Raw genomic sequence first — 25,028 nt, forward strand, 5'->3', positions numbered from 1 at the left:
TGTCTGGCCATGCCCATCAAGCTGGAAAACGTCGGCATAGCCGTCCGTGACCTTGACGCGGCCATCGCGTTCTTTACCGATCTCGGACTCACCGTCCTGGGCCGGCAGACGGTCAGTGGAGAGTGGGCGGACACCGCCGTGGGCCTTGACGGGAACCACGCCAAAATCGCCATGCTCCAAACCCCGGACGGCCACGGCCGCCTTGAGCTCTTCGAGTACATCCACCCCGCGGCGATCGAGACTCCACCCACGTTGCCCAACGAGATCGGCATGCACCGCGTCGCATTCTCAGTGGAGGACATCGACGCAGCACTTGAAATCGCGGCGAAGCACGGCTGCCACCCCCTGCGCGGTGTGGCCACCTACGAAGACGTCTACAAGCTGACCTACGTCCGGGGGCCCAGCGGCATCATCGTAATGCTCGCCGAGGAACTGAAGAAGGGCTGAGCGCCCGCTGCAATATACTCCCAACATGCCCTTCTCGCACCCAGCCCTCAATACCCATCGGTCCGTTACCGTGCTGCGCGGAGGCCAGCTGTGAGCGGCGGCCTGGTTGCCCTGCTCGATGACGTTGCGGCCCTGGCCCGGATTGCGGCCGCCTCGGTGGACGACGTCGCGGCCGGCGCCGCCAAGGCTGGGGCCAAGGCCGCGGGCGTCGTGATCGACGACGCCGCCGTCACCCCGCAGTATGTGTCGGGCTCGGACCCGTCCCGTGAACTGCCGATGATCAAGAAGATCTTTTGGGGCTCCATCCGGAACAAGCTCCTGATCATCCTCCCGGCCCTGCTGCTCATCAGCGCGTTCGTCCCGGGAATCATCCCGTTCATCCTCATGCTGGGCGGCACCTACCTCTGCTACGAGGGCGCAGAAAAGGTCTGGCACAAACTCCGCGGCGGCCACGAAGAGGACGGGGATGCTCCGGCGGTGGACCGCGGGCACGACGCAGAGGCCAAGGTGGTCAAGGGCGCCATCACCACGGACTTCATCCTGTCCTGCGAAATCATGGTCATCTCCATGAACGAGGTTGCCGCCGAGTCCATCTGGGTCCGCGCGTTCATCCTGGTCATGGTCGCGTTCGCCATCACGGTGCTTGTCTATGGCGCGGTGGCACTCATCGTCAAGATGGACGACATCGGGGTCCATCTGGCTGCCAAGGACTCTCCCCGCGCCAAGCGCCTTGGGCATCTGCTGGTGAGGGGCATGCCCGCCGTGCTGACCACCATTACCTTGGTGGGAACAATCGCCATGCTGTGGGTGGGCGGGCACATCATGGTGCAGGGGGCACACGACCTCGGCTGGCATGCACCCTATGACCTGATCCATGCACTCGAGCAACCGGTGGCCGGGGTTGCGGTTGTGGGCGGCTTCCTGGCTTGGCTGGTCGACACCCTGTGCTCGGCAGTTATCGGTCTCGCCTGGGGCCTGGTAATCCTGGCAGTCGTAGGACCGCTGCTGAAAGTATTGCCGTTCGGCAAGGCCAAGGGCGGCCACGACGAGCACGCGGAAACGATCCGGGCCGAGGCCCCTGGCCCGGAGAAGCATGACGCCTGACGGACAGCGCGTACCTCGGGAGCGAACCCTAGAACGCGTAGCGGATGCGGCAGTAGGGAGTTAACTTCCCCATCAGTGTGGTGAGCTGCCGGACGTACCCCGCCTTCGCCCGCGCCCGGTACCGGACGTTGCTGAAACCGTTCGACGAGACCTTGGCTTCCTGGAGATCGGGACGCCACAGGACGTCTTCAGCCTGCGGATGCCAGCCCAGGTTGACCTGGTGCAGCTGGTCATTGTGCGTCAGGAAAATGACTTCCGCGGCCAGCTGCTCCTTGGCCGCCGGCGTCAGGGTCGAATCGAGTTGGCGCAGCAGCTGCTCCCAGTCCGAGAGCCAGGTGTCGGTGATGATGACGGGGGAGAAGTTCACATGCACCTGGTAGCCGGCCTCAACAAAGTCGTTGATGGCGGCCATCCGCTCCGCCACCGGCGACGTCCGGACGTCAATGGACTTCGCCAGGTCCGCGGGCATCAGCGAAAAGCGGATCCGGGTGTGCCCGCCGTGCTCCCAGTCCAGCATTGCCGGGTTGACGAACTTGGTGGCAAAGGACAGCTTCGCATTGGGCAGTTCGCGGAAAAGCGTGACAAGCTCCTCCACGTTGTCGCTGATCAGTGCATCGACCGAGCAGTCACTGTTTTCGCCGATGTCGTAGACCCAGAGTTCCGGGTCGCACTGGTTGGGCTCCAGCTTGATCCCCTGGCGAACGGCGTGCCGCTCAATGGCTCCGGCGATCTGGCCAATGTTGGCGAAGACCGTGACCGGATTGCTGTAGCCCTTGTGGCGCGGCACGTAGCAGTAGGCGCAGGCCATGGCGCAGCCGTTGGCTGTGGAGGGTGCGATGAAGTCTGCTGACCGCCCATTGGGCTTGACGGCCAGCGACTTCTTGACGCCAAGGACCAGCGCTTCTGTCTTGATCCGGGACCAGCGCGGGACGTTGGTTTCGTCACCATGCACGTCCGGAATGTTCCAATGGTTTTCGACCAGTACGACGTCGGCATCCGGCCAGCGTGCCACGATCTCCTGTCCCCGGGGCAGCTCCAACGCGGCGGGCTGGGCGTAGATGCGCCGGATCTGGAGCAGCCGATCGAATTCCATGACCTCATTCTCTCCGACACTCCGGGGCCGCAGGCCGCGGTGACGCCCACGGCATCAGCAGCAATTGCCCGCAGCAGGTTCCCGCGGAAAGTGCACTGCTCCGGCGGACGGTAGACTGGACTGTGCCGTTCTCCGGCCACGCTGCCCCAGCGTCCCTTACGTAGTACGTGCGCGGACCAGGGCGTTCCCTGTTGTGAAAGGCCTTACCTGCTGTGATTACTGTCCAGGATCTTGAACTGCGTGCCGGTGCCCGGCTCCTGATGGACCAGGTGAGCTTCCGCATCGATAAAGGTGACAAGATCGGCCTGGTGGGCCGGAACGGTGCCGGCAAGACCACGCTGACGCGTGTCCTTGCGGGCGAAGGCCTTCCCGCGGCCGGCAAGGTGACCCGCAGCGGTGAAATTGGCTACCTGCCCCAGGACCCGCGCACCCCTGACATGGAGCAGCTGGCACGGGACCGGATCCTCTCCGCCCGCGGCCTGGACATCGTGGTCGGGAAACTCCGCAAGGCGCATGACGAAATGGCAAGCGACGACGCCGACGTCCAGCGCAAGGCCATGAACCGGTACGACCGGCTGGAGTCCGAATTCCTCGCGGCCGGCGGTTATGCCGCCGAGGCCGAAGCTGCCTCCATCTGTTCCAACCTGGCACTCCCTGACCGCCTGCTGAACCAGCCGCTCAAAACACTTTCCGGTGGCCAGCGGCGCCGCGTGGAGCTCGCACGCATCCTCTATTCCGATGCCGAAACCATGCTCCTGGACGAACCCACGAACCACCTGGACGCCGATTCCATCGCCTGGCTGCGTGACTTCCTGAAAAACCACCAGGGCGGCCTGATCGTCATCAGCCACGACACCGACCTGCTGGAAGCAACCGTCAACAAAGTGTTCCTGCTGGACGCCAACCGTGCCCAGATCGATTTCTACAACATGGACTGGAAGCGGTACCTGCTGCAGCGGGAGACGGACGAGCGTGCCCGGAAGCGTGAACGGGCCAACGCAGAGAAGAAGGCACAGGTCCTCATGGACCAGGCCAACAAGATGCGTGCGAAGGCCACCAAGGCCGTGGCCGCACAGAACATGGCCAAGCGCGCCGAGCGGCTGCTCAGCGGACTGGAAGCCGTCCGCGAGCAGGACCGCGTAGCAGCCCTCCGGTTCCCGGACCCGTCACCCTGCGGCAAGACCCCGCTTACCGCCGACGGTCTCAGCAAGTCCTACGGCTCGCTGGAGATCTTCACCGACGTGGACCTGGCCATCGACCGAGGTTCCAAGGTGGTCATCCTGGGCCTCAACGGCGCCGGCAAGACCACGCTGCTGCGCATGCTCGCGGGGGTGGACACCCCTGATACCGGCGAAGTCATCCCGGGCCACGGGCTGAAGGTGGGCTACTACGCGCAGGAACACGAAACCCTGGACCACGACCGCACGGTGCTTGAGAACATGCGTTCCGCTGCGCCGGACATGAAGGACGCCGAGGTGCGCGGCATCCTCGGTTCCTTCCTCTTCTCCGGCGACGACGTCGACAAGCCGGCAGGCGTGCTCTCCGGCGGCGAGAAGACGCGCCTGGCCCTGGCCACCATCGTGGCCTCCAGCGCCAACGTCCTCCTCCTCGACGAACCCACCAACAACCTGGACCCCGCCAGCCGCGCCGAAATCCTCGGCGCCCTGCGCAACTACACCGGCGCCGTCGTCCTGGTCAGCCACGACGAGGGCGCTGTTGAAGCCCTGAACCCCGAACGCGTGGTCATGCTTCCCGATGGCGTCGAAGACCTCTGGAACGAGGACTACCTGGACCTGATCACCCTGGCCTAGCGCACCTTCAGCTCCAGGGCGCCGGTGATCCTCCGGAGCTGGGCGTAGGTGATGCTGAACATTGACTGGTGGTCCCCTGCTCCGGCCCAGAGCGTTTCGTGCTCCTGGAGGCTCAAGTCCAGCAGGGTCCTGATTCGCTTCGGGTGGCCAACCGGGGCTACCCCGCCTACCTCCTGGCCGGTGTGTTCCAGGACGAAGGCAGGGGAAGCGCGCCGGATCCGGCCCTGGGCCAATTGCCCGGCCACGAGCTTTGTATCGACGCGCGCGGCACCGCTTGCGAGGATCAGCAGCGGCTCACCGTTGAGGTCGAAGACCAGGCTGTTGGTGATGGCCGCCAGATCGCACTCCAGAGCTTTTGCAGCCGCCGCCGCCGTCGGCACCCCGGCTTCAAAGGTCCGCACCGTGTCGCCGACTCCGGCACCCACCAAGGCCGCCCGCACCAAGGCGACAGGGCCGCCGTCGTCCGTGGTCATGCCTCAGTACCCCTGCGCGTCCAGGAGGGCGTCTTCTTCCTCCTCCGCCGTGGCCCTCTTGCGCTTGCGCGGCGGGGCCGGCCGGCGGCGGGAGGCGGGGACGGCTGAATGCACGGCGCCGTCCGGCAGAGCCTCTTCCTCCTCCTCGGCGTCGATCGCTGCATTGCGGGCCTGCTGCCGGGCCGCGTAACCGAAGCCGACGAACATGAGCACGCCGAAGGCGAACCACTGCAGTGAATAGGACAAGTGTGTGCCCTCGTCCGTGGACGGCTTGGGGAACGCGACGGGCATGTCGGCGGACGGCGGCGTCTCCGACGCAAGCTGGCCGTAGGCCCCCGTGAGCAGGGGATAGCCCAGCTGCGCGGCGTACGTGGGCAGGTCGATCGATGCGAGCTGGCCTTCGGGCGCCCCGCGCTGAAGTTCCGGCTCGCCGTGCTTCAGGCGGACGACGGCGGTGACCTCACCGGACGGGGGTGCCGGCACCGAATCCGGGCTGCCCGGGTTCTTGTTTCCGATGGGCAGCCAGCCGCGGTCGATAACGACGGTTTCGCCGGTGGCCAGGCGGAAGGGGACCACCACCTCGTACCCCGGCTGCCCGTTGAGCGGGCGGTTGCGGACAATCCGCTGGCCGGCGGCATCGTAGGAGCCCTTCAGCTCAACCTGGGTCCACTCCTTGGCCGGGTCCAGCTGGTTGAACTGGTCCCGTGCCTGCGTGAAGGGGATGGGTGTGGCCGAGTAGTTGCTGACAACGCGGTTGATCTCGGCCAGCGTCTCGGCGCGGCGGTCCATCTGCCAGCGGCCCAGGAAGACGCATGCGGTGGCAAAGATCGCGGCCAGCAGGAGATAGCCCAGCCATTTGCTGGAAAAGAGGAAGCGGTACATTCAGATGTCCTGCTCGGGTGAACCGTCGTCGCCTGGGCGCAGGGGAAGCGTTTCCTTCCAGAGCCCCCGCGTCTGCAGGTAGTCCTCCAGCCAGTCCCGGTGGTCTGCGCAGGCCAGCCAAATCTTGCGGCGTTCAGGCGCATGAATCTTGGGATTGTTCCAGAGGAGCTGCCAGGACGCCTGGGCCCTGCAAGCCTTCCGTGAGCAGATGGCGGCCGTTTCAGATGCCAGGTCCGATCCTGCTGCAAAATCGAAAATGCTCATGATGCCTGCCGCTCCTCCCCGGGCCCGGGCTCCTCATCCTTCACCAGTTCGCCCTGGAGCACAGCGCTTCCCGGCTGGTCTTCCGTATCCGGGAGAACCGGGCTTTCAATCTCGGCCAGGGGAGCGGAATCCAGCAGCAAATCGCTGTGGGCCTCAGCCTTGTCGCTCCCGTTGGCGATGACCACCGCAATCCAGGGCAGGAACACCGCGCCCGCCACGGCAATGATCTTGAACCAGCCGTCCACCACGAAGATCAGGATCAGGCACACCATGCGGATCCCCATCGCCAGGGCGTACTTGATCATCCGCTGGCGCATGTCCTCAGAGTGCGCGCCGGCAGCGTCGGTAATGCTGTGGACCTCGGTGTCGCCGGAGAACCGGCCCGGTTCTTCGGGCGCGGAATGTCCCGCATGGTTTTCAAGGGTCACGGTGAATGATCACGCTCCAAAGGCTTCCCTCAATTCTCGCACCATCGGCAGTGCTGCCCAAACCCGCAGCGGGCCTGCCGCTAAGATCGGAGGCAGTCCAAACCACACCCGCTACCGCGGCGCAGCCTGCCGCAGAATCCGGAGCCCCTCTATGACTGAAACAGCTTCCGCGCCCCGCAGCGTCCTGATCACAGGCGGCAACCGCGGCATCGGCTTGGCCATCGCCCAGGCGTTCCTGGCCAACGGTGACAAGGTGGCGGTGACCTACCGCAGCGAAACCCAGCTGCCTGACGGCATTCTCGGGGTCAAGGCGGACGTCACCGATGAGGCTTCCGTTGACGCAGCGTTCAAAGAAGTGGAGGCTGCCCACGGCCCGGTGGAAGTGCTGGTGGCCAACGCCGGGATCACCAAGGACACCCTGCTCCTGCGCATGAGCGAGGACGACTTCACCTCCGTCATCGACACCAACCTGACCGGCGCCTTCCGTGTCATCAAGCGTGCCTCCAAGGGCATGATCCGGCTTCGCAAGGGCCGCGTGGTCCTGATCTCGTCCGTCTCCGGGCTCTACGGCGCCCCGGGCCAGATCAACTACTCCGCCTCCAAAGCCGGCCTGGTGGGCATCGCCCGGTCCCTCACCCGCGAACTCGGCTCCCGCGGCATCACGGCCAACGTGGTCGCTCCCGGCTTCATCAACACCGACATGACCGCCGAGCTCCCCGAAGCCACCCAGAAGGACTACCTGGCCAGCATCCCCGCCGGGCGCTTTGCCGAAGCGTCCGAGGTGGCCAACGTGGTCCGGTGGATCGCCAGCGACGAGGCCGCCTACATCTCCGGCGCGGTCATCCCCGTGGACGGCGGCCTGGGCATGGGCCACTGACTCGTCCGGACCTTGCCCCTGCAGGAAACTAGCCGGGCGGCGCTTATTTGTCGGAGCCGCACAAGGGATGTCGGCAACAGCCGCTGGCATGATGGACTGCAGACCACAACGATTTAGATGTTTTGAACAAAGGAAGCTCGAATGGGACTGCTGGACAACAAGACGGCCATCGTCACGGGATCATCGCGGGGCATCGGCGCCGACGTAGCAAAGATCCTCGCCTCGGAGGGGGCCGCCGTCGTGGTCAACTACCGCCAGAAGGCGCCCCGCGCCAACAAGGTGGTGCAGGGAATTGAAGCCGCCGGCGGACGCGCTGTCGCCGTCGGCGCCGACCTCACCACGCAGGAGGGCGTGCAGGCCCTCGCCAGTGCCGCCATGGAGAACTTCGGATCGCTGGACATCCTGGTGCTGAACGCCTCCGGCGGCATGGAAACCGGCATGGGGGAGGACTACGCCCTGAAGCTCAACCGCGACGCCCAGGTGAACATGCTCAACGCTGCAGTGCCCCTGATGAAGGAAGGTTCCCGCGTGGTGTTCGTCACCAGCCACCAGGCCCACTTCATCAACACCGTCCCCACCATGCCGGCCTATGAGCCCGTGGCCCGCAGCAAGCGCGCCGGCGAGGATGCCCTGCGCGGCCTGATCCCCAACCTGGCGGAGAAGGGCATCTCCCTGGTGGTGGTGTCCGGCGACATGATCGAAGGCACCGTCACCGCCACGCTCCTGGACCGCTCCACCCCGGGCGCCATTGAGGCCCGCCGCGCGGAAGCCGGGAAACTGTATTCCGTGGAGGAGTTCGCCCAGGTGGTGGCCGGCATGGCAACGGCCGACGTCGAATCCGGCCACACCGAGTACGCCGGCGGAGCCGACTACTTCGGCAAGGGCGCCCAGCAGCCTTCCAGCTAGGTACCGGGAACGTGGCTCCCGCTGCCGGGCAATCCGGCGGCGGGAGCCACAGCCATTTAAGGCGCCAGCAGGGTCAGACGCCGGCCACGTGGCGGACGGCGTCCAGGTACGGCATGTTCAGGGCTGCGTCGGCCACGGCGCGCACGGCAGGCTTGGCGTTGAACGCCACCCCGATCCCCGCAGCGCCGAGCATGTCCAGGTCGTTGGCGCCGTCGCCTACAGCCACGGTGTGCTCCAGGGCGATGTCCTCCGCCGCGGCCCAATCCCGCAGGTACTTCTCCTTGGCGGCCCTGTCCACCACCGCGCCCAGCACCCTGCCGGTCAGCACGCCGTCAACGATTTCAAGTTCATTGGCCTGCCAGTAGTCCAGGCCCAGGTCGGCGGCAATCGGCTCAAGGATCTGGTTGAACCCGCCGGAGACCACGGCCACAACGTGGCCGGCCGCCTTGAACGCCGCCACCAACTCCCCGGCGCCTTCGCTGAGCTTCACTTCGTGGCGCACGGAATGGACGACGTCGGCCGGCAGCCCCGCGAGCACCGCCACCCGGGCGTGCAGGCTCTGGGCGAAGTCCAGTTCGCCGCGCATGGCAGCTTCCGTGACAGCCGCGACTTCCTCGCGTTTGCCGGCGTAGGCGGCCAGGAGTTCGATGACCTCCTGCTGGATCAGGGTGGAATCCACATCCATGATCAGCAGCTTCCGGGCAGCGGCCCGAAGACCGGCTGGAACAAGCGCCGTGTCGAAATCTCCGGTCGCGGCGTCCGCCACGGACCGGCGCAGGGCGGCGAGCGCCGCCGCGGTCACGTCCGGAAGGGCCAGTTCGAGGATGCGGACCTGGTACCGGTCGTCCGCCGGAGACGATTCGGACAGCACCTGGGCGCCGTGCGATGCAAGGACGGAACGCAGCTCCTCCAGCCCGGTGGGGGTCACATTGAGGCCATAGCTGACCGCAGTCACGTTCGAAGTCATGCCTGCAATCTTAGCCAGCGCCGACCGGACGACCGGAATTCGTTGCGGACAGGCGGATAGCGCCGGCACTGCTGCCGGGCCTACCATAATCGTGGCTGGGTTTCCGACGGACGCGTCCTGACACCAGGAGACAACAGATGGACCAGCCAACCACGATTCCCGGCGACAGGACCGCAGCAGTGTGCGCCTACGCCGCGGCAGCCGCCGGCGCCCTGGGCGCGGTGACCCTGGGGGCCATGTACGCCGTCGAGGTCCCCCGGGGCGGCCCTTACGTATTCGGCACCATCAACGACGCCACCGGCGCTGCGTTCAACGTGCTGGCCATTCCGGTCATCCTTCAAGTCCACCGAAGGGCGCCCCGTGCGGTGTGGACGGAGCCAATGACCTGGCTCACGGTTTCAGCCTGCGCTGCAGGTGCTGCCAGTTCCGCACTGCTTGTCCTGAGATTGCTTGATTTCAACACTTCCACCGCTGTTTCCGTCGCGTCCATCACCCTGCAGGGCGCATGGTTCCTGGCCATCCACGCCCGGCTGCGCAGGGTGGAGGACTATCCGCGCAGCCTGTCCGGATTGGGGCGCGCCATCGGCGGTGGAATGCTGTTTGGATTTGCCTTGGCTGCAGCAGGCTTCTCCGTGGAGCGGCCGGCGTGGCTGCGGACGGCACTGATGGCGGCCGGGGCAGCGGCGGCGGGCGCAGCGTGGCTGGCCTGGCCCTACTGGTATTACAGGGCAGGGCAGTACTTGGGCGGCAGGCTGCGTTCCGGAACTGTGCCGGCGGCCGGAGCCCAGGACGGCGGTTGAGGGCAAAGCCGGCGCCAGCCGGAGACTGCCACTTAGGGGGCCTTCACACCGGTTATCAGTCATCTTGTTTTTTGTCCTAGTGTCTACTCCTATGAGTGATGTTCTGGAACTGGACTCCGTCAGCGTTGTCCGAGGTAAGAAAACCCTGCTGGACAAGGTTGACTGGCAGGTCAATGAAGGCGAACGGTGGGTCATCCTGGGCCCCAACGGCGCCGGCAAAACCACCCTCCTCCAGATCGCGGCGGCCCGGCTCCACCCGAGCAGCGGCACCGCGGGCATCCTCGACGAAGTCCTGGGCCGCGTCGACGTCTTCGAACTCCGCCCGCGCATCGGCCTCTCCTCCGCAGCCCTCGCCACCCAGATCCCCGAACAGGAGAACGTCCTGAACGTGGTGGTCACCGCGGCCTACGGCGTCACCGGCCGCTGGCGCGAAGGCTACGAGCGCGACGACGAACGCCGCGCGTTCCGTCTGCTGAACGACTGGGGCATGGGGCCGCTCCTCAACAGGACCTTCGCCACCCTGTCCGAAGGCGAGCGCAAGCGCGTCCAGATCGCCCGGGCCCTCATGACGGACCCCGAACTGCTCCTCCTGGACGAGCCGGGCGCCGGCCTGGACCTGGGCGGCCGCGAAGAGCTGGTCCACAAGCTGGGCGAACTCGCCAGCGACGAGGCCGCGCCGGCCATGGTCCTGGTCACGCACCACCTCGAGGAAGTCCCTCCGGGTTTCACGCACGCCATGCTGCTGCGTGACGGCGGCGTGGTGGCCGCCGGTCCCATCACCGAGGTGCTGACCGAAGAGCACCTGAGCACCACCTTCGGCCTGCCGCTGTCGGTGACCGAAAACGCCGGGCGCTACACCGCCACAGCCCGCCGCTAGAGCAGGCCTGCGCCAACTACCTTGGAACTCTTCAGCAGCATCATTGTGTTCATCGCCGGCCTGTGGGCGGGCACCATCAACGCGGTGGTGGGCTCCGGCACGCTTGTGACCTTTCCGGTGCTCATCGCCCTGGGCGTGGCACCCGTCACCGCCTCCATGAGCAATGCCATGGGCCTGGTGGCGGGGACCGCTGCCGGCGCCTTCGGGTACCGGCGTGAGCTGGCCGGCCGGGGACGGCAGGTGCTGCGCCTGCTGCCGGCGTCGGTCCTGGGCGGCGTCTCCGGCGCCTGGCTGCTGCTGCACCTGCCGGAGAAGGTGTTCCACTACGTTGCGCCGGTCCTCCTGGTCCTGGCGCTGCTGATGGTGGTGTTCCAGCCGCGGCTCCAGGACTGGGTGCGCAACCGCGAGGCCAACCCGGAGCACGCCGTCCGGGACAAGCGCCACGGGATCCTCCTCATAGTGCTGGTGTACCTTGCCGGCGTGTACGGCGGCTACTTCGTGGCTGCCCAGGGAATCCTGCTGGTCGGAATCCTTGGTGTCTTCCTCACCGGCACCATCCAGAACGCCAACGCCATGAAGAACATCCTGGTGCTCGGCGTAAACATGGTGGCGGCCATCTCCTACCTGCTGTTCGCCTTCGACCGGATCAACTGGCTGGTGGTGCTGCTCATTGCGGTCAGCTCCACCATCGGCGGCCTGCTGGGCTCGAAGGTAGGCCGGAAGCTTTCGCCGCGCGTCCTCCGCGCGGTGATCTTCAGCCTGGGCATCGTGGCGCTGGCCGTCATGACCGCCAACCTGCTGAAATAATCACCCGGTGACCTTCCACTACCTCGACTCTGCCGATGACCCGCGGGTCAGCGACTACACCACCCTGACGGACGTACACCTCCGCAAGCTCCGCGAACCCGCCGAGGGAATGTACATCGCCGAGTCGTCGAGGGTCCTTCGCAGGGCGCTGGCTGCGGGCCACCAGCCGCGCTCCTTCTTCCTGGCGGAGAAGTGGATGGCGGACCTCGGCGACGTCTTCAAGGCATATCCCGACGTCCCGGCCTTCATTGGCTCGGCAGCCCTGCTGGAGGAAATCACGGGTTTCCACCTGCACCGCGGCGCCATGGCGGCCATGCAGCGCCCTGCGCCGGTGCCGCTGCCGGATCTCCTGGCCGGAGCGCGGCGCGTGGCCGTGCTGGAGGACATCGTGGACCACACCAATGTGGGCGCCATCTTCCGTTCTGCCGCGGCGCTGGACATCGACGCCGTCCTGGTCTCACCCCGGTGCGGGGACCCGCTGTACCGGCGCAGCGTCAGGGTCAGCATGGGCACGGTGTTCCAGGTTCCCTGGGCGCGCCTGCAGGACTGGCCGGGCGACCTCCAGGTGCTCAAGGACCACGGCTTCACGGTTGCCGCACTGGAGCTGACGCCGGACGCGGAGGACGTCGACGCCGTCGCCTCGCGCAACGTGGACAGGCTCGCCCTGGTGCTTGGCACCGAAGGCGCCGGCATGAGCCCCCAGACCCTCGCCGCCGTCGACCTCGCCGTCAAAATCCCCATGCGCAACGGTGTGGATTCCCTCAATGTTGCTGCCGCCTCGGCCGTGGCGTTCTGGGAGCTCCGGGCGCGGTAGGGGTAGGCGAAGCCGCAGGTGAACCGGTTCGTCAGCCCCTCCCGCATCCGCTATGATGGATAGCTGGTTGTCCTGCTTTTTCAGCTTCGGCTGATGCAACAGATCCCAGCCATCCCATTCATACCTGGCAGCTGGCAAAATCCAGCTGCGCGAACAAAGGTCCCATTATGAAGTCTGATACACACCCGAAGTATGAAGCTGTTGTCTTCAACGACCTGGCCTCCGGCACCAAGTTCCTGACCCGCTCCACCGTGTCTTCCAACAAGACCATCGAGTGGGAAGACGGCAACACCTACCCGGTCATCGACGTCGAAATCTCTTCCGAGTCCCACCCGTTCTACACGGGCAAGCAGCGCATCATGGACTCTGCAGGCCGCGTCGAGCGCTTCAACGCTCGCTTCAAGGGCTTCGGCGGCAAGAAGTAAACTTCTTCCCCAAGGTCTGATGGAATGCCCGCACCGGCAACGGCGCGGGCATTCCGCTTTTAACCGTGCACCCGTTTTCTGGGGCAGGATGGAAAGCATGACCGAGCCGCATATTCCTGCCCATGATGCCGCCAGCAACCAGCGCCTGCACGGCGAGTACAAGGTTCCGGGCGGCAAGCTCGTGGTGGTTGACCTGGCCGTGGTGGACGGTGCCTTGTCCGGCGTCTCCGTCAGCGGGGACTTTTTCCTGGAGCCGGACGAGGCACTGGAGGACATTAACCGCGCACTGACCGGCCTGCCGGACACCACGCCCGCCAAGGACCTCGCAGCCGCCGTCACGGCCGCACTGCCGGCCGGAGCCGTGCTGTTCGGCTTCTCCGCGGACGCCGTTGCCGTCACCGTCCGCCGTGCCCTGGCCAAGGCAACCTCCTGGGGAGACCACGAGTGGAACGTCATTGCGCCTACCGTGCTTCCCACCGAAATCAACGTTGCCCTGGACGAGGTGCTCACCGAGGCCGTCGGCGCGGGGGCTCGCACGCCCACGCTGCGGTTCTGGGACTGGCAGGAGCCGTCCGTGGTCATCGGCAGTTTCCAGTCCGTGCAGAACGAGGTGGACCCCGACGGCGTCGCCAGGCATGGCATCAACGTGGTCCGCCGGATCAGCGGCGGGGGAGCGATGTTCATGGAGGCCGGCAACTGCATCACGTATTCGCTCTACCTGCCGCAGACCCTGGTGGACGGGCTCAGCTTCGCCGACTCCTACCCCTTCCTGGACGCGTGGGTCATGGCCGCACTGGAACGGCTTGGCATCAACGCCTTCTACATCCCGCTTAATGACATTGCCACGGACCAGGGAAAAATCGGCGGCGCCGCACAGAAGCGCCTGGCCAACGGCGGCATGCTCCACCACGTGACCATGAGCTACGACATTGACGCCGACAAAATGGTGGAGGTCCTGCGGATCGGCAAGGAGAAGCTCTCCGACAAGGGCACCCGCAGCGCCAAGAAGCGGGTGGACCCGCTCCGGCGCCAGACTGGCCTGGCACGCACGGCGATCATCGAGGCGATGATGGCGGTCTTCAGCGAGCGTTACGGGGCAACGCCGTCAGAGCTGGCGGGACACGAACTGGCGGCCGCCGAGGAACGGGTGGCCGCCAAGTTCGGCACCAGGGAATGGCTCCACCGGGTCCCGTAACCGGGCAGCGCCCTGGCCTTAGGGTTCGATGCGCAGGGACCGCCCGTGCGCACCGGCCCCGGCCTTTACTGCGCAAGGCGGGTCCATTGGCACCGCGGTTAGCGCGTAGATTACCCGGCGGCCTGCGCGGTGAGTGCCCGCAGCAGGTGGCTGCGCTGCTCGATGATGATCCGGCGCAGGGCGTGCGGTGCGTCGGGGTTGGCGGCCAGCCAGTCGTCCGTCCGGCGGACCACCGGGTGGTCTTCAGGGCGTGTGCCCGCCGCCAGGTCCTGCGCTGCGGGAAAGAGTCCGCGGACAATCCGGCTGGCAATTTCGATGCTGCGCTCATCCCAGACAGTGCGCAGGCAGTCGAAGTATGGCTCCACGTACGGCTCCAACAAGGCCGGCGGCGCGGTGGTGAAGCCGGTGATGGTGGCGGTGAGGAGCTGGTTGGAGAGCTCATTCCCCTGGACCGCGGCCTGCCAGGCTGCTGCCTTGACCTCCGGGTCGGGGCGGGATGCCATGGCAGTTGCGTGTCCGGCCCGGCCTGAGGCCGTGGTGTCCCGCGCCAGCTCGGCGTCGAGCCCGGCCGCGCTGGCCTGCCCATTGGCGGCCAGCGCATGCCAGAGCTGCCAGCGCAGCTCGGCGTCCACCGCCAGGCCCTCCACGGGGAACGTGCCGTCCAGCAGGCCGCGGAGCCGGGGGAGCGCTGCTGCATCGTGCCGGCTGAGGGTGGCAAGGGTGCGCGCCCAGGCAAGCTGCGCGTCGGAGCCCGGGACCGCCCGGTCCAGCTCCGCTATGGCTGCCGCCAGGAAGGAAGCACGAACACTGTCACGGGTGTCCGCCGGGGTGTAGCGTTCGACGGCGGTAGTTGCATTGTCCAGGATGTTCAGCAGCACCCCGATGCCCGTCTCAGCCGGACCGAAGGCGGCCACGGCGTCAACATATTGGCTCGCCGGGCTTTCGCCGTCGCGGGCGGAATTCCACAGTGCAGTCCAGCAGAGGGCGCGGGCCATGGGGTCCTTGATCCGGTCCAGGGATGCACGGACCGTGGCTTCGGACACCGGATCAAGCCGCACCTTGGCGTACGTCAGGTCCTCGTCATTGACCAGCAGGAGTGCCGGCCGCGGCTGCCCGGCGAGCTGGGGGAGCCCGGTCCGCGCGCGGGCCACGTCCGTTTCGATGCTTCCGGTCCGCACCAGTGCACCGTCGGGGTCAAAATCGTAGGAGCCCACCCGGAGGCGGTGGGGGCGCAGCTCCTCACGTCCCGTCACCGGGTCCACTGCTTCCTGGACGATGGCCACCCGGCCCGGCACGCCGTCGTCGTCCTTCCCGCCGGCGGATCCGAGGTCCAGGGACAAGCGGGAAATTCCGGAGGTCTGCAGCCACTGCCGGGCCCATTCGGACAGGTCCCGCCCCGAGGCGGCAGCCAGGGCCGCGAGGAGGTCGGCCAGGGATGTGTTGCCGTAGGCGTGCTTCCGGAAGTACTCCCGCGACCCGGCGATGAAGGCGTCGAAGCCGACGTAGGCCACCAGCTGCTTGAGGACCGAGGCGCCCTTGGCGTAGGTGATCCCGTCGAAGTTCTGTTTGGCAGCCTCAAGGTCCGGGATGTCCGCCACGATGGGATGGGTGGTGGGGAGCTGGTCCTGCACGTAGGCCCATGCCTTGCGTTTGTTGGCGAAGTTGACCCAGGCCGTGTCCCAGTCCGTGGCCCGGTCAACACCGAGCGTTCCCATGTAGTCGGCAAAGGATTCCTTCAGCCACAGGTCATCCCACCACTGCATGGTCACCAGGTCGCCGAACCACATGTGCGCCATCTCGTGCATGAGCGTGTTAGCCCGCGCCTGGTACTGGGCGTCCGTGGCCCGCGACGTGAACACGTAGCTCTCCGTGAAGGTGACGAGCCCCGGGTTCTCCATGGCGCCGAGGTTGTATTCGGGGACGAACGCCTGGTCGTACTTGCCCCAGGGGTAGGGAAAGTCGAAGAGTCGGTTGAAGAAGTCGAGGCCCTTCTTGGTCAGGCTGAAGAGCTGCGCGGTGTCGAAGGAGTCCGCCATGGACGCGCGGCAGTAGAGGGCGAGCGGGACGTCCAGGCTGGTGCCGTCGTCGAGCGTGGCCTGCCAGCGGTCCTCGGCCTTGAAATACGGACCGGCCAGGACCGTGGTGATGTACGTGGACATGGGCAGGGTGGTGGCGAAGTCCCAGCACGCGCTGGCCGGATCGCTGGTCAGCAGGGTGCGGTTGGCCTCGGCGCCGTTGGAGGCAACGTGCCACCCGGCAGGGGCCATCACATGGAAGGTGAAGGTTGCCTTCAGGTCGGGCTGTTCGAAGTTCGCGAAGACCCGGCGGGCATCGGCGGGCTCGTACTGCGTGTACAGGTAGCACTGGCCGTCCGCGGGGTCCACGAACCGGTGCATGCCTTCGCCGGAGCGGCTGTACAGCGCTGTTCCGGTGACCGTGACCTGGTTTTCGGCCCGCAGGTTGTCCAGCCGGATCCGTGCGCCGTCCACCACGTCGTCCACCCGCAACCCCTTGCCGTTGAGGAACACGCTGTGCACGTCGCTGCCGATGAAATCCAGGAACGTGGTGGCACCGGGGTTTGCGGTGAAGGTGATGACGCTGCGGCTGGTGTACCCGGGGACCGCCGGATCCGCTGCCTGCCGCACATCCAGGGAGATGTCGTAACTGGTGGTGCGGACAAGTGCTGAACGTTCAGCGGCTTCACGGCGCTGCAGATTCTCATGTGACACCCGGCTATCTAATCACGGTGCTGATTCATTGGCTCAGCCGGCGATCAGGAAGGCGGCACCCAGGCCCAACACGGCGATCAGGAGCCAGGACGCGAGGGCCGCCAGGAGTGCCTGCCCGCCGGTGTGGAGCAGGGTGCGGATCCGCACCGCAGAGCCAAGGCCAAACAGGGCCGCACCCAACAGGATGTCCTGCAGCGTGGCCCCGAGGTCCAGCCAGCCGCCGGACAGCCAGCCCGTGGAGCGCAGGCCCACCATGGCAACAAAGCCCACCACGAACAGCGGCACCAGCGGAGGCATTTCCGCTGTCACGCCCTCGGCGCCCAAGGCCCGCACGCCGTTGCGGTGATGCGCACCCGCCAGGGCGGCGACGGGCGCCAGCAGCAGCACGCGGGTGAGCTTAACGACGACGGCGACCGCCAGGGCAGCGGTACCTGCGGTTTGCGCCGTGGCCACCACCTGGCCCACGTCGTGGACCGACGCGCCGGTCCACGCCCCGAAGACTGCGGCCGTGAGTCCCAGGGGCTCGGCGAGGAGGGGCAGGACGCCGATGGCCAGCGTCCCGCAAAGGGTGACCAGGGCCACGGGCAGGACGGTTTCCACATGCCGGATGCGCCGGACCGCGGCTATGGCGCCAATGGCGGAGGCACCGCAGATGGAGAATCCGGTGGCCACCAGCAGTGACGTCACGGGCGGGAGGCGGAACAGGCGCGAGATCGCGTACGTCCCGCCGAAACTGGCGGCCACGACGCCCACGATCAGGACCAGTGCCAGCCACCCCAGGCCCAGGACGTCCATGACACTGACCTTCAGTCCAAGGAGTACGATTCCACCGCGCATCAGGTGCTTGCCGGCGAAGTCCAGTCCCGGGCGGGCCCGGCCCGCCGTCCAGCCGCCGGCACCGGGCAGGTTGGCGGCGAGCACGCCGAGGACCACGGCCAGGGTCATGGCAGGAAGGGCCGGCAGCAGCCCATGCACCAGGAACGCCGCCGCGACGGCGGCAGCGGCGGTCAGCAGACCCGGAACCAGCCGGGCAATCCCGGGTCCGGAACCGCCGTGGCCCGGCGCTGGAAGGCTTCTGCTGACTGGCACTCACCTACTGTGCCCGACAGTGCCCGTAAAGTACGAACCGGGCCATTGGCGCCAACACGCCAGAATGGATGGCAGTAATGAATTCGAAACAAAAAGATGGTTGGCTATTGGACATGTCAGACCTATTCCAGGATTACTCCGAGGCCGCAGGCCGCACCGGAGCCTACGACGAGATGTTCGCCCCGGGGCAGCAGGCCAGGGACTCGTACGGGCAGGTGGCGGACGCGCTCCGGAAGCTCTCCCTGGCGGACGTCAGCGCACGCGCCGACTCCATGGCCCGCACCTTCCTGGACCGCGGGGTGACGTTCGACTACGCGGGCGAGGAGCGGCCCTTTCCGCTGGACATCGTTCCCCGGGTCATCCCGGCGGCCGAATGGGACGTGCTGGAAAAGGGCGTTGCCCAGCGCGTCCGCGCCCTGGAAGCTTTCCTGAACGACGTCTACGACAAGATGACCGTGGTGTCCGATGGCGTGATCCCGCGCCAGCTGGTGACCACCAGCGCCCACTTCCACCGGCAGGTCCACGGCTTCGAGCCGGCAGGCGGGGTCCGGGTCCACATCTCCGGCATCGATGTGGTCCGCGATGCCGCGGGCACTTTCCGGGTCCTGGAGGACAATGTCCGCGTCCCTTCCGGCGTCAGCTACGTGCTGGAGAACCGGCGTGCCATGGCCAAGGGCCTGCCCGAGGCCTTCGGCCAGCAGCTCATCCGGCCCGTCGAGGAATACCCGCGCCGCCTGCTCTCGGCCCTGCGCAAGACCGCACCCGCGGGCGTGGACGATCCCACCGTCGTCGTCCTGACGCCCGGGGTGTTCAACAGCGCCTACTTCGAACACACCCTCCTGGCCGGCCTGATGGGCGTCGAGCTGGTGGAGGGCCGCGACCTGATCTGCCGCGGAAACCGCGTCTACATGCGCACCACGGCCGGTGAACAGCGCGTGGATGTCATCTACAAGCGGATCGACGACGACTTCCTTGACCCGCTCCAGTTCCGCTCCGATTCCATGCTCGGCTGCCCCGGACTGGTGAATGCCGCCCGCGCCGGCGGCGTCACCATCGCCAACGCGGTGGGCAATGGCGTGGCCGACGACAAACTGGTTTACAGTTACGTGCCTGACCTGATCCGCTACTACCTCAGCGAGGAACCCATCATCGCCAACGTGGACACCTTCCGCCTGGAGGAAAAGGAGGCCAGGGAGTACACCCTGGACAACCTCGCGGAGCTGGTGGTCAAGCCCGTTGACGGTTCCGGCGGCAAGGGCCTGGTCATCGGTCCGGATGCCTCCAAGGACGAACTGGACGCCCTCCGGCAGCGGATCATCGCGGACCCCCGCGGCTGGATTGCCCAGCCGGTACTGCAGCTCTCCACCGTTCCCACCCTGGGCGGGGACAAATTCGGCCCGAGGCACGTGGACCTGCGGCCCTTTGCCGTGAACGACGGCGACAACGTCTGGGTGCTCCCGGGCGGCCTGACCCGCGTGGCACTGAAGGAAGGGTCCCTGATCGTCAACTCCAGCCAGGGCGGCGGATCCAAGGACACCTGGGTCCTGGCCGATTCACCCCAGATGCCGGTGGAAACCGTGCCCCGGCAGTCCGTCACGGTCCGTGAACGGGTCTCCGTGTGGCCGGTGGAAAGCAACTGGCGCGACCGCCAGTCGGAGCAGCAGCAGTGAGCCGCGCCGCCGTCGGGCATTTCCCTTTCACTGTTCCGGGCACGCTGGAGGTAGCCGCGAATGCTTAGCCGTATTGCCGAGTCCCTGTTTTGGATCGGCCGCTATGTCGAACGGGCGGACGGAACCGCCCGCATCCTTGACGTTCACCTGGAACGCCTGAACCACCTCCCCATGGAGGAGCGCAGGAGCGTGGCCCAGGAACTGCTGGCGGTCATGGGTGCCCGGCCGCAGAGCGAGGACTTCGGCCTGCCGGAACTGCTCCATGCCCTGGCCTACGACAAGACCAGCGCCACGTCCATCGCCGGCTCCCTGGGTGCTGCCCGTGAGAATGCCCGCCGTGCCCGCGAAACCGTGTCCTCGGGCCTCTGGGAGAGCCTGAACACCACCTATTACGGCTTGAGCCAGCACCGCAAGGACGTGGTGGGCACCTACCGCTTCTGCAACTGGACCCTGGAGCGCACCGCCATGGTCAGCGGCCTTGCCGACACCACAGTGAGCCATGACGAAAGCTGGCTCTTCCTGGTCCTGGGCCGTTCGCTGGAACGCGCGGACATGACGGCCAGGATGCTGTCCACCCGCGACGTGCTCTCCGCCGGCATGTCCTGGGTCAACATGCTGCGCTGCGCCGGTGCCTATGAATCCTTCCTGCGCACCCGCCGGGCGGCATTCGGGGACCAGCACGCCGCCGAATTCCTGCTGCTGGACCGGCTGTTCCCCCGCTCCATCGTCTACGCGCTGCGGGACGCCGACGAGTGCCTGGCCAAGCTGGACCCGTCCGCGCAGCGGGTGGGCTTCATCAACGACGCCCGCCGCATCGTGGGGCAGGCCCGGACCTTCCTTGAGTTCCACCGGACGGATGACCTCATGTCCGAACTGCCCGAGCACATGGAGCGTGTACAGAAGGCAGTGTCCCAGGCCTCGGATGCCATTTCCCGTAAGTACTTCAATCAGGCGGACGAACTTGCCTGGGTGGGAGAAGTGTCATGACCCGGTTGAGCATCGTCCACAGGACGGCCTACAAGTACAACAAACGGGTGACCCTGTCCTACAACGAGGCCCGGATGACGCCGCTGACGGATTCGCAGCAGGTGGTCCTGGAGTCCGTGGTGAAGGTGTCCCCGTCCCAGGCTGCGGTGAGCACGTACCGCGACTACTGGGGGACCAGGGTGACCGCGTTCGACATGCAGATGCCGCACGAGAACCTCGAGGTGGTCTCCAACATCACGGTGGAAGTCCACCGTGCCGAGAAGATCCCGGCTGAAGCGGACATCGTGGGCTGGGACGTCCTTGCCTCCCCGGAGACGCTGGACGCGTTCAGCGACTGGCTGCCGCAGTCCCGGCTGAGCGGGCCGGGCGACGAAGTGCTGGGCATCATCCCGGACGTCGTGGCCGGGAAAAACCCGCACGAGGCCGCCATGGCCGTCTTTGCCTGGATGCGGGGGGAGATGACGTACATGTCCGGCTCCACCGCCGTCACCACCAATGCGGAGGAAGCCTGGGGCCAGCGCCAGGGCGTGTGCCAGGACCTGGCGCACCTGGCCATCGGTGCCCTGCGAAGCTGCGGCATTCCGGCCCGCTATGTGTCCGGCTACCTGCACCCGCGGTCCAGCGCCGGCATCGGCGAGACCGTGGCCGGGCAGTCGCACGCGTGGCTGGAATGGTGGGACGGTGACTGGCGCAGCTGGGATCCCACCAACCACAAACCCGCCGGCGACTTCCACGTCACGGTGGCCCGCGGACGGGATTACCGGGACGTGCCACCGCTCAAGGGCATCCTGTCCGGAGGCGGCGGGTCCGCCTTGAAAGTCAGCGTGGAGATCACGCAGCTCGCCTGAGCCACGTCAGGTTCCCCGGCTTCCATCGCCGGGGAACCCGGGCCGCCGGCTCTATTCCGGCGCCGTCCTGGCGGTGCTGCTGATCTGGGTCCACCATGTCATCGGATCAGTGACCTTGAAGCGGCGGCCCGTGACCGAGTCCGGGGTGATGCGCACGAATGCGTCCTTCCGCCCCGACTGCCACGGGAAGAGGTACAGGCGGGAGGTCTCCAGCACCTCCTCGGTGCTCTTGACCAGGGCGGCGGTGCCCTTGATCACCACGCTCCATGCCAGGCCCGTGTCGGCGTCCACACCGTCCGCCTCCACGGCTACTGCAGCATCGTCGCCGGTCGCCGCCGAGAGTTTGGTTCCCTGGCCGGTCCGGAAGACCAGCGTGCCGCCGTCCACCGTGTAATTCACCGGGAAGATGTCCGGGCGTCCCTCAACCAGTACTGCCAGCCTGCCCACGGACACGGTACGCAACAGGGCCCAGCATTCATGGTGTTCGAGGTTCTGCACTTGGGTAGATGACTCGTTGCTCATGCGGTGAGCATACGCCCTTCACCAAGGGCTGGGCTTGTAATCCTTCAGGAAGACACCGTACTGGTCCTCGCCCTTTTCGCCCATGACGATTGGATCGTAAACGCGGGCCGCGCCGTCTACCAGGTCCAGGGGTGCGTGGAAGCCTTCCTCCATGAGCCGGACCTTGGTGAAGTGGGGACGTTCGTCCGTGATCCAGCCGGTGTCCACCGCGGTCATCAGGATGCCGTCGGTGTCCAGCATCTCCTGGGCGCTGGTGCGGGTCATCATGTTCAGCGCGGCTTTGGCCATGTTGGTGTGCGGATGTCCCGGGCCCTTGTAGGCGCGGGAGAACTGGCCCTCCATGGCTGAGACGTTCACGATGTACTTCCGCCGTGCGGAGGAGCGCTTCATGGCCCCGCGCAGGCGGCTGACCAACAGGAACGGCGCGGTGACGTTGCAGAGCTGCACCTCGAGCATCTCGAGGGGATCCACTTCGTCCACCACCTGGGTCCAGCTGTTGATGGTGGCAAGGTCCGGGACCAGGCCGCCGGCGTCGATGGCGGTCCCCGAAGCGATCCGCTCCAGCGATGCGGATCCGGTGGACAATGCCAGTGATGTGATGGCGTCGCCGGCCAGGACCGGATGTTCGGTGACGCTGCCTGCAAGCGCCAGCGGGTGCTTGTCATGGGCATGGCCGAAGGTCAGCAGTTCGGGGCCGCCGTTGGCCGCTTCAAGCGCCGCGGGCAGCGGCTCGTCCTCGGCGTCCACCAGCGGCTTGTAGGCGTTGCCGGAGCGGCGCACGGTCTGGGCGGCGTTGTTGATGATGATGTCCAGTGGACCGGCCTCGTTGAGGGAGTCGGTCAGTGCCATGACCTGGGCAGGATCGCGCAGGTCGATGCCCACGATCCGGAGCCGGTGCAGCCACTCGCCGCTGTCTTCCATGGCGGTGAAGCGCCGGGCCGCATCCTTGGGGAAGCGGGTGGTGATGGTGGTGTGCGCCCCGTCGCGCAGCAGCCGGAGGGCGATGTACATCCCGATCTTGGCGCGGCCCCCGGTCAGCAGGGCGCGGCGGCCGGTCAGGTCGGTCCGGGCGTCGCGCTTGCTGTGGCTGAAGGCAGCGCATTCGGGGCAGAGCTGGTGGTAGAAGGCGTCCACCTGCGTGTAGTGCTGCTTGCAGATGTAGCAGGGGCGGGACCGGATGAGGTGGCCCGCAATCTTGCCGGTGGCTGAGGGCGCCAGCTTGTTGCCGCGGGTCTCGTCATCGATCCGGTCCGGTGCGGCGGTGGCCGTCTGGGCAATGACGGCCCGGTCGGCGTCGGCGATCGAGTCGCGCTTGGTGACCCTGCGGTGGCGCTTGACGGCCTTGAACATCTTTCCGGTGGCGCGGCGTACCGAGATGTAGTCCGGGTGCTCCTCGTCATAGGCGTGGATGGTGTTCAGGACCTTGAGGCAGGCCTGGATGTCCTCAGGGGTCAGATCGGGGGAGCTCATTGGGGAAATTTTACAGCGTACGCCGCAGGCCGGGACACCATCAGCGGTGTCCCGGCCTGCAGGATGCCTTTGGGGAGGGCCCGGGGTCAGGAAACCCTGGCGCCGGGCGCGGCTTCCGCGGCCGCGGCGGCGTGCGTGTCAGCCACCTTGTCCGCGGCCTCGCGCATGTTCGGGTACTGGTCCGTGGCGGCCTTCACGGCGTTGGGCAGCTGGCTGAGGTGCCGTGCAGCGAGCCGGCGTTCCTCTTCGCCCGGCTCAGGGACTTCCTGGCCCTTGGCAAGGACAGTGATGCCGGAATCGGTGACTTTGAAGCCGCGGGCGCGGTCAAGGTCCGGATCCAGTCCGATGGCGGCACCAGCTGGCACCTTGACGTTCTTGTCCAGGATGGCCCGGTTGATCACTGCCCCTTCGCCCACCTGGACCTTGTCCATCAGTACCGAGTCGATGACCCTGCCGCTGGTGGCCACGTATACGTCGTTGGACAGCACGGAGCCTTCCACCACGCCGCCGGAGATCACCACGCCGCTGGAGACGATCGAATCCAGCGCCGTGCCCACGGTGTTGTTCTTGCCGCGGACGAACTTGGCCGGCGGGGAAATGCTTTGCCGCGTGTAGATGGGCCATTCGGAGTTGTAGAGATTGAACACCGGCAGCGGGGAGATGAGGTCCATGTGGGCGTCGTAGAAGGAGTCGATGGTGCCAACGTCGCGCCAGTAGGTGCGGTCGCGTTCGGTGGAGCCGGGGATGTCGTTGAGCGTGAAGTCGTAAACGCCGGCCTCGCCGCGGTTGACGAAGTAGGGAATGATGTCCCCGCCCATGTCGTGCTTGGTGTCCAGGCGCTCAGCGTCCACGTGCAGCGCAGCCACCAGGGCATCGGCGTCGAACACGTAGTTGCCCATGGAGGCCAGGAACTGTGAAGGATCGGCAGCCAGGCCGGGCGTGGAGGACGGCTTCTCAACGAAGGCGGCGATCTTCTGGGGATCGTTCTGGTCCACTTCGATGACGCCGAACTGGTCGGCCATGTGCAGCGGCTGCCGCACTGCCGCCACCGTTGCCTTGGCACCGCTGTTCACGTGCTGTGCCACCATCTGGGCGAAGTCCATGCGGTACACGTGGTCGGCGCCCACCACCACAACAATGTCCGGGTTGGCGTCGTGGATGAGGTTCAGGGACTGGTAGATGGCGTTGGCGCTGCCCAGGAACCAGCTCTTGCCTACGCGCTGCTGGGCGGGAACCGAAGCGATGTAGTTGCCCAGCTGGGTGGACATCCGCCACGTCTCGGAGATGTGCCGGTCGAGGCTGTGCGACTTGTACTGCGTCAGCACCACGATCTGGAGGTAGCGGGAATTGACCAAGTTGGACAGCGCGAAGTCGATGAGGCGGTAGCTGCCGGCGAAGGGCACGGCGGGCTTTGCCCGGTCTGCCGTCAATGGCATCAGCCTGTTTCCCTCGCCACCTGCGAGGACAATGGCCAGGACTTTTTTCGTTAACGGCATGATGGTCGCTCCTGTACGCCTTCGTAACTCCCCAAGACAGTCCGGTA

The 25,028-nt window shown here is 66.6% G+C and carries 25 protein-coding genes; 14 read left to right on the top strand and 11 right to left on the bottom strand.

The window, feature by feature from the left end; all coding sequences use genetic code 11:
• The first annotated feature begins 9 nt into the window (after positions 1-9).
• The gene (locus ACEN9K_RS11520) at positions 10-447 is read left to right on the top strand and encodes a VOC family protein (RefSeq protein WP_134164756.1); all 438 of its coding nucleotides are present in this window, start codon (positions 10-12) and stop codon (positions 445-447) included.
• Between the two features lie 90 nt (positions 448-537).
• Complete coding sequence (locus ACEN9K_RS11525) at positions 538-1,551, top strand: DUF808 domain-containing protein (protein WP_495634441.1); 1,014 nt, start codon at positions 538-540, stop codon at positions 1,549-1,551.
• A gap of 28 nt (positions 1,552-1,579) precedes the next feature.
• Here the strand turns inward: ACEN9K_RS11525 and ACEN9K_RS11530 are convergent, their stop codons facing one another.
• A complete protein-coding gene (locus ACEN9K_RS11530) occupies positions 1,580-2,644 on the bottom strand; it encodes a spore photoproduct lyase family protein (protein WP_018771171.1) in 1,065 nt (354 codons plus the stop codon).
• A 212-nt stretch (positions 2,645-2,856) separates the two neighbouring features.
• On the opposite strand from ACEN9K_RS11530, the gene ACEN9K_RS11535 reads away from it, so the two are divergent.
• Positions 2,857-4,455 (top strand): ABC-F family ATP-binding cassette domain-containing protein, encoded by a 1,599-nt coding sequence (locus tag ACEN9K_RS11535; protein WP_056390270.1) that lies wholly within the window; start codon positions 2,857-2,859, stop codon positions 4,453-4,455.
• Here ACEN9K_RS11535 and ACEN9K_RS11540 read toward each other — a convergent pair.
• Genes ACEN9K_RS11540 through ACEN9K_RS11555 form a run of 4 tightly spaced genes read right to left on the bottom strand, consistent with a single transcriptional unit; the run spans position 4,452 to position 6,502 of the window.
• Positions 4,452-4,928: a YbaK/EbsC family protein gene (locus tag ACEN9K_RS11540; protein WP_268003128.1), complete on the bottom strand. Its 477-nt coding sequence runs from the start codon at positions 4,926-4,928 to the stop codon at positions 4,452-4,454. The genes ACEN9K_RS11535 and ACEN9K_RS11540 overlap by 4 nt on opposite strands.
• A 3-nt stretch (positions 4,929-4,931) precedes the next feature.
• Positions 4,932-5,810 (bottom strand): SURF1 family cytochrome oxidase biogenesis protein, encoded by an 879-nt coding sequence (locus ACEN9K_RS11545; protein WP_018771168.1) that lies wholly within the window; start codon positions 5,808-5,810, stop codon positions 4,932-4,934.
• Entirely contained in the window at positions 5,811-6,074 is a 264-nt protein-coding gene (locus tag ACEN9K_RS11550; protein ID WP_056390277.1) for a hypothetical protein, read from the bottom strand.
• Positions 6,071-6,502 carry a DUF3099 domain-containing protein gene (locus ACEN9K_RS11555; RefSeq protein WP_018771166.1) on the bottom strand — a complete coding sequence of 144 codons (432 nt, stop codon included), beginning with the start codon at positions 6,500-6,502 and terminating at the stop codon, positions 6,071-6,073. Before ACEN9K_RS11555 ends, ACEN9K_RS11550 begins: the two co-directional genes overlap by 4 nt.
• 151 nt (positions 6,503-6,653) lie before the next feature.
• On the opposite strand from ACEN9K_RS11555, the gene ACEN9K_RS11560 reads away from it, so the two are divergent.
• Positions 6,654-7,379: a beta-ketoacyl-ACP reductase gene (locus ACEN9K_RS11560; protein WP_018771165.1), complete on the top strand. Its 726-nt coding sequence runs from the start codon at positions 6,654-6,656 to the stop codon at positions 7,377-7,379.
• 141 nt (positions 7,380-7,520) lie between these two features.
• Positions 7,521-8,285 carry an SDR family oxidoreductase gene (locus ACEN9K_RS11565; protein ID WP_018771164.1) on the top strand — a complete coding sequence of 255 codons (765 nt, stop codon included), beginning with the start codon at positions 7,521-7,523 and terminating at the stop codon, positions 8,283-8,285.
• Between the two features lie 73 nt (positions 8,286-8,358).
• Here ACEN9K_RS11565 and serB read toward each other — a convergent pair whose 3' ends face one another.
• Positions 8,359-9,252 carry a phosphoserine phosphatase SerB gene (gene serB / locus ACEN9K_RS11570; protein WP_495634442.1) on the bottom strand — a complete coding sequence of 298 codons (894 nt, stop codon included), beginning with the start codon at positions 9,250-9,252 and terminating at the stop codon, positions 8,359-8,361.
• Between the two features lie 137 nt (positions 9,253-9,389).
• Between serB and ACEN9K_RS11575 the strand changes: the two genes are divergently transcribed.
• The 6 genes from ACEN9K_RS11575 to lplAB all read left to right on the top strand — a co-directional run bounded on the left by ACEN9K_RS11575 (position 9,390) and on the right by lplAB (position 14,170).
• Positions 9,390-10,052: a hypothetical protein gene (locus ACEN9K_RS11575; protein WP_478223383.1), complete on the top strand. Its 663-nt coding sequence runs from the start codon at positions 9,390-9,392 to the stop codon at positions 10,050-10,052.
• A gap of 91 nt (positions 10,053-10,143) precedes the next feature.
• Positions 10,144-10,929, top strand: a complete 786-nt coding sequence (locus tag ACEN9K_RS11580) for an ABC transporter ATP-binding protein (protein WP_018771161.1) — start codon at positions 10,144-10,146, stop codon at positions 10,927-10,929.
• Between the two features lie 21 nt (positions 10,930-10,950).
• Positions 10,951-11,736, top strand: a complete 786-nt coding sequence (locus tag ACEN9K_RS11585; protein WP_495634443.1) for a sulfite exporter TauE/SafE family protein — start codon at positions 10,951-10,953, stop codon at positions 11,734-11,736.
• Positions 11,737-11,743: 7 nt separating this feature from the next.
• Positions 11,744-12,550, top strand: coding sequence for a TrmH family RNA methyltransferase (locus ACEN9K_RS11590; protein ID WP_478223382.1), 807 nt, complete (start codon positions 11,744-11,746; stop codon positions 12,548-12,550).
• 167 nt (positions 12,551-12,717) lie between these two features.
• The gene (locus ACEN9K_RS11595) at positions 12,718-12,975 is read left to right on the top strand and encodes a type B 50S ribosomal protein L31 (protein WP_018771158.1); all 258 of its coding nucleotides are present in this window, start codon (positions 12,718-12,720) and stop codon (positions 12,973-12,975) included.
• Between the two features lie 97 nt (positions 12,976-13,072).
• Positions 13,073-14,170, top strand: a complete 1,098-nt coding sequence (gene lplAB, locus ACEN9K_RS11600; protein ID WP_018771157.1) for a lipoate-protein ligase LplAB — start codon at positions 13,073-13,075, stop codon at positions 14,168-14,170.
• A 110-nt stretch (positions 14,171-14,280) separates the two neighbouring features.
• On the opposite strand, the gene pepN is transcribed toward lplAB, so the two are convergent.
• Both pepN and ACEN9K_RS11610 read right to left on the bottom strand, forming a co-directional pair.
• The gene (pepN, locus tag ACEN9K_RS11605) at positions 14,281-16,899 is read right to left on the bottom strand and encodes an aminopeptidase N (RefSeq protein ID WP_495634444.1); all 2,619 of its coding nucleotides are present in this window, start codon (positions 16,897-16,899) and stop codon (positions 14,281-14,283) included.
• A gap of 33 nt (positions 16,900-16,932) precedes the next feature.
• The gene (locus ACEN9K_RS11610) at positions 16,933-17,988 is read right to left on the bottom strand and encodes a YeiH family protein (protein WP_495634445.1); all 1,056 of its coding nucleotides are present in this window, start codon (positions 17,986-17,988) and stop codon (positions 16,933-16,935) included.
• Positions 17,989-18,101: 113 nt separating this feature from the next.
• Between ACEN9K_RS11610 and ACEN9K_RS11615 the strand changes: the two genes are divergently transcribed.
• The 3 genes from ACEN9K_RS11615 to ACEN9K_RS11625 are packed head-to-tail and all read left to right on the top strand — an operon-like array spanning position 18,102 to position 21,493.
• Positions 18,102-19,658: a circularly permuted type 2 ATP-grasp protein gene (locus ACEN9K_RS11615; RefSeq protein ID WP_056390300.1), complete on the top strand. Its 1,557-nt coding sequence runs from the start codon at positions 18,102-18,104 to the stop codon at positions 19,656-19,658.
• A 60-nt stretch (positions 19,659-19,718) separates the two neighbouring features.
• Positions 19,719-20,645: an alpha-E domain-containing protein gene (locus ACEN9K_RS11620; protein WP_018761308.1), complete on the top strand. Its 927-nt coding sequence runs from the start codon at positions 19,719-19,721 to the stop codon at positions 20,643-20,645.
• Positions 20,642-21,493 (top strand): transglutaminase family protein, encoded by an 852-nt coding sequence (locus ACEN9K_RS11625; RefSeq protein WP_018771153.1) that lies wholly within the window; start codon positions 20,642-20,644, stop codon positions 21,491-21,493. The genes ACEN9K_RS11620 and ACEN9K_RS11625 overlap by 4 nt, the downstream gene beginning before the upstream one ends.
• 51 nt (positions 21,494-21,544) lie before the next feature.
• Here ACEN9K_RS11625 and ACEN9K_RS11630 read toward each other — a convergent pair whose 3' ends face one another.
• The 3 genes from ACEN9K_RS11630 to glgC all read right to left on the bottom strand — a co-directional run bounded on the left by ACEN9K_RS11630 (position 21,545) and on the right by glgC (position 24,981).
• The gene (locus ACEN9K_RS11630; RefSeq protein ID WP_026266057.1) at positions 21,545-22,015 is read right to left on the bottom strand and encodes a pyridoxamine 5'-phosphate oxidase family protein; all 471 of its coding nucleotides are present in this window, start codon (positions 22,013-22,015) and stop codon (positions 21,545-21,547) included.
• 18 nt (positions 22,016-22,033) lie between these two features.
• Positions 22,034-23,485: an SDR family NAD(P)-dependent oxidoreductase gene (locus ACEN9K_RS11635; RefSeq protein WP_268003138.1), complete on the bottom strand. Its 1,452-nt coding sequence runs from the start codon at positions 23,483-23,485 to the stop codon at positions 22,034-22,036.
• Between the two features lie 86 nt (positions 23,486-23,571).
• Positions 23,572-24,981, bottom strand: coding sequence for a glucose-1-phosphate adenylyltransferase (gene glgC / locus ACEN9K_RS11640; RefSeq protein ID WP_018771150.1), 1,410 nt, complete (start codon positions 24,979-24,981; stop codon positions 23,572-23,574).
• Positions 24,982-25,028 lie beyond the last annotated feature (47 nt).

It is taken from the genome of Pseudarthrobacter sp. Pseusp20 (assembly GCF_059492155.1).

Coding starts and splice junctions, on each gene's coding strand:
- ACEN9K_RS11540 (WP_268003128.1), bottom strand. CDS start 4,928: ATGACCACGGACGACGGCGGCCCTGTCGCCTTGGTGCGGGCGGCCTTG.
- ACEN9K_RS11625 (WP_018771153.1), top strand. CDS start 20,642: ATGACCCGGTTGAGCATCGTCCACAGGACGGCCTACAAGTACAACAAA.
- ACEN9K_RS11520 (WP_134164756.1), top strand. CDS start 10: ATGCCCATCAAGCTGGAAAACGTCGGCATAGCCGTCCGTGACCTTGAC.
- ACEN9K_RS11630 (WP_026266057.1), bottom strand. CDS start 22,015: ATGAGCAACGAGTCATCTACCCAAGTGCAGAACCTCGAACACCATGAA.
- ACEN9K_RS11635 (WP_268003138.1), bottom strand. CDS start 23,485: ATGAGCTCCCCCGATCTGACCCCTGAGGACATCCAGGCCTGCCTCAAG.
- glgC (WP_018771150.1), bottom strand. CDS start 24,981: ATGCCGTTAACGAAAAAAGTCCTGGCCATTGTCCTCGCAGGTGGCGAG.
- serB (WP_495634442.1), bottom strand. CDS start 9,252: ATGACTTCGAACGTGACTGCGGTCAGCTATGGCCTCAATGTGACCCCC.
- ACEN9K_RS11575 (WP_478223383.1), top strand. CDS start 9,390: ATGGACCAGCCAACCACGATTCCCGGCGACAGGACCGCAGCAGTGTGC.
- ACEN9K_RS11565 (WP_018771164.1), top strand. CDS start 7,521: ATGGGACTGCTGGACAACAAGACGGCCATCGTCACGGGATCATCGCGG.
- ACEN9K_RS11560 (WP_018771165.1), top strand. CDS start 6,654: ATGACTGAAACAGCTTCCGCGCCCCGCAGCGTCCTGATCACAGGCGGC.
- ACEN9K_RS11545 (WP_018771168.1), bottom strand. CDS start 5,810: ATGTACCGCTTCCTCTTTTCCAGCAAATGGCTGGGCTATCTCCTGCTG.
- ACEN9K_RS11595 (WP_018771158.1), top strand. CDS start 12,718: ATGAAGTCTGATACACACCCGAAGTATGAAGCTGTTGTCTTCAACGAC.
- ACEN9K_RS11550 (WP_056390277.1), bottom strand. CDS start 6,074: ATGAGCATTTTCGATTTTGCAGCAGGATCGGACCTGGCATCTGAAACG.
- lplAB (WP_018771157.1), top strand. CDS start 13,073: ATGACCGAGCCGCATATTCCTGCCCATGATGCCGCCAGCAACCAGCGC.
- ACEN9K_RS11580 (WP_018771161.1), top strand. CDS start 10,144: ATGAGTGATGTTCTGGAACTGGACTCCGTCAGCGTTGTCCGAGGTAAG.
- ACEN9K_RS11615 (WP_056390300.1), top strand. CDS start 18,102: ATGTCAGACCTATTCCAGGATTACTCCGAGGCCGCAGGCCGCACCGGA.
- ACEN9K_RS11620 (WP_018761308.1), top strand. CDS start 19,719: ATGCTTAGCCGTATTGCCGAGTCCCTGTTTTGGATCGGCCGCTATGTC.
- ACEN9K_RS11530 (WP_018771171.1), bottom strand. CDS start 2,644: ATGGAATTCGATCGGCTGCTCCAGATCCGGCGCATCTACGCCCAGCCC.